This is a genomic window from Steroidobacter sp., assembly GCF_016790065.1.
Taxonomy (GTDB): Bacteria; Pseudomonadota; Gammaproteobacteria; order Steroidobacterales; family Steroidobacteraceae; genus Steroidobacter.
Window position 1 is genome coordinate 1 of sequence record NZ_JAEUPY010000302.1, and the last position, 6,452, is coordinate 6,452.

At 61.9% G+C, this 6,452-nt stretch carries 4 protein-coding genes; all 4 read left to right on the top strand.

Translation table 11 applies throughout. From position 1 onward, the window contains the following. The first annotated feature begins 179 nt into the window (after positions 1-179). The 4 genes from JNL55_RS12720 (at position 180) to JNL55_RS12735 (ending at position 6,194) form a co-directional block, all read left to right on the top strand. Positions 180-953 (top strand): molecular chaperone, encoded by a 774-nt coding sequence (locus JNL55_RS12720; protein ID WP_293853402.1) that lies wholly within the window; start codon positions 180-182, stop codon positions 951-953. A 56-nt stretch (positions 954-1,009) separates the two neighbouring features. Further along, complete coding sequence (locus JNL55_RS12725) at positions 1,010-3,349, top strand: fimbria/pilus outer membrane usher protein (protein WP_293853405.1); 2,340 nt, start codon at positions 1,010-1,012, stop codon at positions 3,347-3,349. Continuing rightward, entirely contained in the window at positions 3,346-4,338 is a 993-nt protein-coding gene (locus tag JNL55_RS12730) for a spore coat U domain-containing protein (protein WP_293853407.1), read from the top strand. The genes JNL55_RS12725 and JNL55_RS12730 overlap by 4 nt, the downstream gene beginning before the upstream one ends. A gap of 212 nt (positions 4,339-4,550) precedes the next feature. Further along, the gene (locus JNL55_RS12735) at positions 4,551-6,194 is read left to right on the top strand and encodes a methyl-accepting chemotaxis protein (RefSeq protein WP_293853410.1); all 1,644 of its coding nucleotides are present in this window, start codon (positions 4,551-4,553) and stop codon (positions 6,192-6,194) included. Positions 6,195-6,452 lie beyond the last annotated feature (258 nt).

The following is a 6,452-nucleotide window of genomic DNA, read 5'->3' on the forward strand; positions in this document are numbered from 1 at the left end:
AGCGCGGGCTTGCAACCCTTTGCGGGCAATACACCGCGCGGCGTAGCGATCTCGGCGAGTGGTGCGTTCGCCGTCGTCGAGCTGCCGGTGTTCGGTCAAGTTCCGCCGGCGGTGGGCGGTTACTCGCCCGGCACCTATCAAGACAGTGTGCAAGTCACGGTGAGTTGGTGATGAACGCAATGCTAAGAGTTCTCTGGATTGCCGCAGTCTGTGCGTTAACGTCGCCGATGCTCTCGTCACCGGCGCGCGCGGGGACTGCCGTGCTCATCTGGCCGCTCGATCCAACCATCGAAGCGGGGCGCAAGGCTGGCACGCTGTGGCTGGAAAATGTCGGCAAGGCGCCGGTCACTTTGCAAATCCGCGTGCTCGCTTGGGAACAGCGTGACTTCAGCGACAGCTACGACGCGCAGAGCTTGATCGTCAGCACGCCGCCGTTCACCACCATCGCGCCCGGCAAGAAACAGCTGGTGCGACTCACGTTGACTGCGCCGCTGGCGGCTGGCGAGGAGCGCGCCTTTCGCATCCTAGTCGATGAGATTCCGTCGCCGCAGTCCGCGGGCAGCACTGGCTTGCGAGTGCAGATGCGCTACTCATTGCCGCTGTTCGCCTACGGGCAGGGGCTGTGGCGCAAGGATGAAGGACGAGTCGCCGGTGCGCGGCGCGCGCAGCCAGCGCTTTCATGGCAGCTGATCGAAGCGGGCGACGTTCGATTCATGCAGGTTCGCAATTCGGGCTCGGGGCACGCCCGGCTCAGTCAGGTGCGGCTCGTGAATCTCGCGCGCCCGGCGCTAACTCACAACCAAGACGACATCGACATCGCACCGGGGTTGCTCGGCTACGTGCTGCCGGGCCAGACCATGCGCTGGCCGGTGCCGGATGGCGTGCTATCCGGTCGGCACTTGCAGGCGCAGCTTGAAACGAACGCGCCGCCGGTGCTGCTGCCCGGTGACTGACGATGCGTGGTCGCGGCCGTCCGGCGAGGCTCTGTCGATGGCGTCGTGGAGGTTGGTTGTTCCTATGCCAAGCAGCGTTCGCCGACCCGACGTTGCCGCCCGCGCCCACGGCCATCCCCAGCGATGTCGCCGCGATCGTCGATGCCACGCTCTATCTCGATCTGAGCATCAACGGTGTACCGCTGGGAAACGTCGTTCCTGTGCAGCAAAGTGGCGACGGGCTGAGTGTGCGTTGTGCTGATCTACGTGCCGCCGGTGTAAGTCTCGCGATACTGGCCGATGCAAATGCGCACTGGCTGCTGCTTGACCAGGCCTCCGGCATCCAGCATCGCTACGATCCCAACGCACTGTTGCTGGAACTCACGGTGCCGCCGGAGTGGCTGGCTACACAACACCTAGACAAAGTGTCGCGCGGCATGCAACACGCGAGCAGTAGTACCGGACTCGTAGTGAACTATGGCGTTCATCTCATCGACGGCGAGGATCGGCCGAGCAGCGCGTCGCTTTGGACCGAGCAGCGGCTGTTCGGTGCCGCGGGCGTGTTCACAAATACGGGGTTGCATCGCTACGCGGATGCGGTTGAGCGTGAGTCTCAGATGGGCGTCGGCCAGCGTGGCTATTTGCGCTTCGATACGGCGTGGTCCAGTTCCAACGAGCAGCAATTGCACAGCTGGACCATAGGCGATCTGATCACCTCGGCGCAGGCCTGGAGCGCACCGGCCCGCATCGCGGGGATCAAGCTGTCGAGAGATTTTCGTCTGCGGCCAGACTTGATCACGTATCCGTTGCCGCAGTTCTCAGGGCAGGCCGCGATTCCGTCCACGCTTGATCTGTTCATCAACGGTCAGCGGGCACGTTCCGAACAGCTGCGCCCGGGGCCATATACGATCACCAGCATGCCAGTGGTCACTGGCGCCGGTGAGGCAACGTTGGTGACCACCGATGCGCTCGGCAGGCAAGTGACCGCGACGTTGCCCTTCTATGCGAGCAACGAATTGTTGCGGCAGGGACTGGTCGATTATTCACTCAGTCTCGGAACGATGCGTCGTGCTTACGGGTTCGAGAATTTCTCCTATGGACGTTTCGCTGGTGCCGGGTCGCTGCGTTATGGCCTGACGAACACCCTCACGCTCGAGAGTCAGGCGGAGATCGCGTCAACGGCCGTCGGCAACTTCGGCTTGTTGGGCTTCGGTACCGTGTTGACGGTCGGCACGCTGGGACTCGTGAATGGGGCTGTGAGTCGTAGTGCTAACTATGGCGCTCAGGGCTGGCAGTATTCGTTCGGCTATCGCTATGCGAATCGCGGCTTCAATGTCGGCTATCAGGGAACGCGCAGCACGCGCGACTTCTATACGCTGGCAACCGCCGATGCCGGCGGTGATCTGTCTGGTGCCGTCAACAGCGACATCATTACGGCCGGCTCGTCGCTGGCTCGTTTCGGCAGCGGAGCCGTGAGCTATCTTCGAGTGCAACCGGCGAGCGGTACGCCAGCGCGATTGTTGAATGTTTCTTATATTCGGCAGCTGTCCGGCGCGCTCAGTTTGCGGATCGGTGCCAGTCGTGATCTACAGCGCAGAGAAGGGGCGATCACTGCACAGTTGCTCGCTTCCTTTGGACGGGGCGGCAACCTCACCGTGGGCACGCAGCAGGACGCTACATCGAGCGAACATATCCAATATTCCCGCAGTGTGCCGTCGCAGGGTGGCTTGGGTTGGAATGTCGGCCATGCAGACGGCATCGACGATCACTCGTTCACCGATGCCAGCCTGGCGTGGAGCGGTGCCTACGCGCGTGCCGAGGCCGGTGTCGCTACCTACGGAGAACAGCGCACTCGCTGGGCGGACATGCGCGGCTCACTGCTGGCGATGGGGAGCGAAGTATTCGCCGCTCGCCAAGTCAGCGATGCCTTCGTCGTCGTATCCACGGACGGGATCAGCGGTGTGCCGGTGCGCTACGAGAATCAGCTGGTCGGTTATACCAATCGACGTGGCCGACTGCTCGTGCCCTGGGTCACGTCCCATTACGCAGCGAAATTCAGTATTGATCCTGTCGATCTGCCGCTGGACGTCGCGGTCGACGACACCGAGCAACGTCTGGTAGTGAAGCGGCGTAGCGGCGCGCTGCTGAATTTCGACACGCGGCGCCTGAGTGCCGTGCTGCTCAAGTTGGTGGATCGCGTCGGCGTGGTGCTGCCGGTGGGTAGCCAGGCACTGGAGAAACATTCGGAGCAAGTCGGCACCGTGGGCTACGACGGCTTGGTGTACTTCGAAAATCTGCCGGCACAGGTCGAGGTTGAGGTGCGACGGCCGGACGGTAGCAGCTGCCGTGTCGAGGCCGTTCTGCCCCAGCCTGCGCTCGCGCCCCTGGTGCCCATGACATGCGAGGACGTGCGATGAGCCTCTGGCGGATTCTGGCGATCATCGGGTGCGCCGTGACTTGGCGGAATGAAGCTGCCGCGTGCACGACGACCAGCACGAGCTTGATCGACCTGGGCAGCAAGACTTCATTCGAGGCAGCGGCCGCGCAAGTGGGGGCCGGCTCAGGCAGCAGCGGTCTGACGTGCAGCGGCATTCTCGGCCTGTTGTCCAGTCAATACATCTTTCTATCGGTGGACTCGAAAAGCTCCGGATTGGTGAACTCAGTGACTGGCGACAGCATTCCGTTCGATGTCACGACCATTCCCGGTGGCGTGCCGCTCGTCGCGGGCGTGACCTCTGGGAATCTCGCCCTGGCTAGTTTGCTGAGCCTGGGCGGCAGCAGTGGCCAGGCGCAACTCTTCATCAATCTGGACGCCGCCGGCAACGTCGCGAGCGGCACCTATCCCGGCACTCTCACGCTACGTTGGCACTATGCCGTGTGTTCCAGCATCAGTGCGGTGGGTATTTGCATCGGCGGTTGGACTCGCAGCGCCGGCATCACCCAAGGTTGCGCGCTGGGATTGTGCACGCTGACTCAGAACTCGATACCCGGCGCGGGCGCTGCCGTCACTGTCACAGTGAGGTTGACCGTGACTCGCGACTGCAGATTCGATGCTGATGACATCGATTTCGGTAGGGCGCCATTCGTCGACAGCTTTGCACCGGTGAGTGGCGCCCTGCGACTGACCTGCACCAAGGGCACGACCTACAGCGTCGGACTGAGCAACGGCAACTCCTTCGCCAATGGCCGTCGGCGCATGGGCTTCGGTGTGCATCGGCTGGAATACGACGTCTTCCGGCCCGGCGGCGTGCCTTGGAATGATGTCGTGCATCGGGCGGTGCAGTCCGTGCCTGCGCTGGGCAACGTACCGGAGTCGTTTACTTACGAAGCCCGCATCTATTCCGACCAGCCGACACCGCCGGCCGGCGTTTATCAGGATGTGCTGGTCATCGACGTGCTGTTTTGATACTACGTCACCGAGCTATGGTGCTACCCATAATTGGTTGTAATTCCCAAGCACCTTGAGAGATCGCAACGCGGCTCGCACGGAATATGCGTCACGGGTCGCATTCGCAAGCGCTGAGTCCGTACGGCGCTCAATCTTGGCAACCTAAGGCCAATACCCGGAGCACGCATCGGTGTTACGCCGATGCGCTCAGCGGCTGAAGAGGAAATGACATGCATTCGAACAGCGACACTTCGCAGGCTGAATACGTCCTGCCTGAAGGCGAGGTCATCATCACGCACACCGATCCAGACAGCCGTATTACGTACGCCAACCCAGCCTTTCTGAGCAGCAGTCAATACTCGCTGGAGGAATGTCTGGGACAGCCGCAGAATCTGGTCCGGCATCCCGACATGCCGCGCGAAGCATTCGCGGACCTGTGGCGGACCATCCGCGCTGGCAAGAGCTGGACCGGCATCGTGAAGAACCGACGCAAGCACGGCGGCTTTTATTGGGTGCGCGCCAATGTGACGCCCATGATGCATGACGGCCGCATTACCGGGTACATGTCGGTGCGGGTGAAGCCGACCCGCGATGAGATTGCAACGGCGGAGAAGATCTACGCCAGGATCCGTTCCGGTTCGGCCGGCAGTCTGTGCATCAAGGAAGGTCGGGTCGTCGACGAGTCATGGCGCGGAGCCTGCCGGCAACTGTTGAGCCCGTCGTTGCGCACCAGTGCTTGGGTAGTATTGGGGGCACTCATCTTGCTGCAAGGGGGCGTCGGCGCGCGCACCGTATTGCTGGAGGGCTGGGGTTTGTCGGGGTTGCTGAGCGGGCTCGGTATGCTGATCGCCGCGGGGGCGCTCATATATATGCAGGTGAGCGTGGTCGGGGCGCTGCTGGCATTGCAAGCCACTGCGTCTAGGCTTATCGCGGGAGATACGCGCAGCCGTATCGAAGAATTGGGCCCCATCTGTATCGCACGAATCGCGCAGGCTTTCGAACAATTGCGAGTGAAGCTCGATGGCGTGCTCAAGGACAACCTGACGGCCGCGACTGAGCTCGGTGGCGGCGTGGGCACGGTCACGAGTTCGATCGGCGAACTCTCCGATCGCGCGACAGAGAATGCGGCGAGTTTGGAAGAGACCGCCGCCTCGGTCGAGCAGCTGTCCGCCACGGTAGCCCGCAACGCGGAAAACACGCAGCAGGCAGCGCAACTCGCACAAGAGTGTTCCAGCAAGACGGGACGCGGCCGGCAGGTCGTGACCCAGATGCACGAGACGATGACTGCCATTGCGCAATCGTCACGTCGGATCGGAGAGATCGTCGGCATCATCGACGGCATCGCATTTCAAACCAATCTGCTGGCGCTGAATGCAGCAGTGGAAGCGGCTCGCGCGGGTGAGCAAGGGCGAGGTTTTGCGGTAGTGGCGCAGGAGGTGCGCAGCCTAGCGCAACGCTCGGCATCAGCGTCGAAAGAAATTCGCGACCTGATCAACACGTCCAGCCAGACAGTAGCTCATGGTGGCGAACTGGCCGGCCAGGCCGACGAGGCAATGCAACAGGTTGTCACTGCGGTCAAGCGAGTCGCGGAGGTGATCGAAGAGATCGATGTAGCCGGTCAAGAGCAGTCCGCCGGCATCGAGCAAATCAACTCTGCAGTTCGCCAGATGGATGAGGTGACACAACGTGATGCGCAGATGATGCAGGAACTGGCGGAGACCGCCGCAGGGTTGAAGGAGCAGTCACAGATCATGCTCGGTGCAATTTCCGCATTCACCTTGCACCGGAGCAGCGATGCAGCTTCGGTGCAGAGACCATCGATGGTCGATGGTACTGCGGCGCCGTTTCGGGTCGAGCGCCGGCGCGCGGCTTGATCGCTCAGGCCAAAGTGACTAAGCAGCGCTTTTTTATGAAATAGCCTTTCGAGATTGGCGCCTTCCATAGATTAGCCCGCGTCGTGGTCATGCTTTTGTGCCTGTGTGGTTGCGGCTGAGTGTCCGCCGAAAACTCCCCATTCGAGGAATTGAAGAATGCACTTAGCATCGGAGTCGAAGGGTTAGTCACGCACTACGTCCTCTTCGTTCTCGATTGGCCAGTCGAACTGTGAAAATCGCCAGTATCACTCCGCATTC

What these genes read in the sequence shown, in the direction of transcription:
- JNL55_RS12720 (WP_293853402.1), top strand. Translation starts at nt 180, where the DNA reads ATGCTAAGAGTTCTCTGGATTGCCGCAGTCTGTGCGTTAACGTCGCCG.
- JNL55_RS12730 (WP_293853407.1), top strand. Translation starts at nt 3,346, where the DNA reads ATGAGCCTCTGGCGGATTCTGGCGATCATCGGGTGCGCCGTGACTTGG.
- JNL55_RS12735 (WP_293853410.1), top strand. Translation starts at nt 4,551, where the DNA reads ATGCATTCGAACAGCGACACTTCGCAGGCTGAATACGTCCTGCCTGAA.